A 1517-nucleotide genomic window follows, 5' to 3' on the forward strand; every position below is an offset into this window, starting at 1 on the left:
GGATGCGGATGCGGGGGGCGGATGCGGGGGCGCGGATGTGGCGGGGGCGGAGAGGCGGTTGGGGGTCGCTGGGGAACCTTTGGGGCGCTGCTGAAGGCGCTGTGGGCCCGCTAGGCGAACCGCTGGTCCACGTGCTCTGTCGGCTCTCGGTTGAACGGTCCGTTCGCTCGGCGACTTGCCTCACCCTGCCGGTTGAACGGTCCGTTCAACTCACCTGGCGTCTTGTCGTGTGTCTCTGGTTGAACGGTCCGTTCAACCTTGGGTGAGTGGTCCGTTCATCGCCGGTCTCGGGCGGGTGGACCGCTCGTTGGGCGGCTTGTCTCGCGTTGCCGGTTGAACGGTCCGTTCAACCTTGGGTAAGTGGTCCGTTCATCGCCGGTCTCGGTGGCAGTCTCGGTGAACGGTCCGTTCATCCGTCTTCCGCGCCATCTCCGTCTTCCGTGCTACCACTCGTCGTCCGTGTCCCGACCTGTCCCCAACCCCCGACTTGTCCCCAACTTTCGCCCCGCTGCGCCCACCCCGACTCCGCTCCCAACCCCAACCCCGCCCCCAACCCCGTCTTGACCTCGACCCCACTCCCACTCCCCCCAATGAACCGTTCCCACCCCCCCTCCGTGTTCACGAGCACGAGCTGGTGGAAGGAGTGGGTGGATGGCGGCTCTGTGGTCCCGCAAACGGGAGACCGCGGCCGACGAGGCCCTGATCAGGACCCTCTACGAGGAGCACGGTCGGGCGTTGTTGGCGTACGCCACGCGGTTGACCGGTGACCGGGCGGCGGCTGAGGACGTCGTCCAGGAGACCCTCGTCAGGGCCTGGCGGCACCCCGAGGCGCTGGTCAACGGCAAGGGTTCGGTGCGCGGGTGGTGGTTGACGGTCGCGCGCAACATCAGCACCGACCGGGTCCGCGCCCGCGCCGCGCGACCGCAGGAGGTCGCGGAGTCGCCCGGCGCCGCGGCGGTCGCCCGCGACCACGCGGAGGCCGTGGTCGACTCGGTCGTCGTCCTGGAGGCGCTGCACCAGCTCTCCTCGGACCACCGCGACGTCCTGCTGGAGATCTACTTCCGGGGGCGCAGCGTCACCGAGGCCGCCGAGGCGCTCGGGGTGCCGCCGGGAACGGTGAAGTCGAGATCGCACTACGCGCTCAGAGCACTGCGCGAGACCTTCACCGGGGTCTCGCTGAAGGAGGTGGCGGGATGACCGGGACTCACGACAGCAGCCGCGTCCCGCAACTGCTCGGCGCGCACGTGCTGGGAGTGCTGGAGGAGGCGGAGGTGCGCGAGGTGGAGGCCCACTTGGCGACCTGCCCGACCTGCCGCGACGAGGTGCACGGGCTGAGGGCGATGGAGGAGGCGCTGGGCGAGGTCCCGCCCGAGGCGCTGCTGGACGGACCACCGGACGGCGGCGACCTGCTGCTGCGGCGCGCGCTGCGGCAGGTCGGGCAGGAGCGCCAGGTCCGCGCGTCGCGCAGGCGCGTCGGCGCGGGCGTGGCCGCCGCCGCGGTCGTCGCGGTCGTGCTC

General features: G+C 71.1%; 2 protein-coding genes. Both read left to right on the plus strand.

Annotation, left to right across the window (positions count from 1 at the left end):
* Positions 1-651 precede the first annotated feature (651 nt).
* The gene (locus tag ACTUAL_RS04965) at positions 652-1197 is read left to right on the plus strand and encodes a sigma-70 family RNA polymerase sigma factor (RefSeq protein ID WP_440899420.1); all 546 of its coding nucleotides are present in this window, start codon (positions 652-654) and stop codon (positions 1195-1197) included.
* Positions 1194-1517, plus strand: a 324-nt coding sequence (locus ACTUAL_RS04970; protein WP_440899421.1) for a zf-HC2 domain-containing protein, incomplete at its 3' end; no start/stop codon positions are given. The genes ACTUAL_RS04965 and ACTUAL_RS04970, both read left to right, overlap by 4 nt.

The organism is Actinosynnema sp. (genome assembly GCF_052038725.1).

Coding starts and splice junctions, on each gene's coding strand:
- ACTUAL_RS04965 (WP_440899420.1), top strand. CDS start 652: ATGGCGGCTCTGTGGTCCCGCAAACGGGAGACCGCGGCCGACGAGGCC.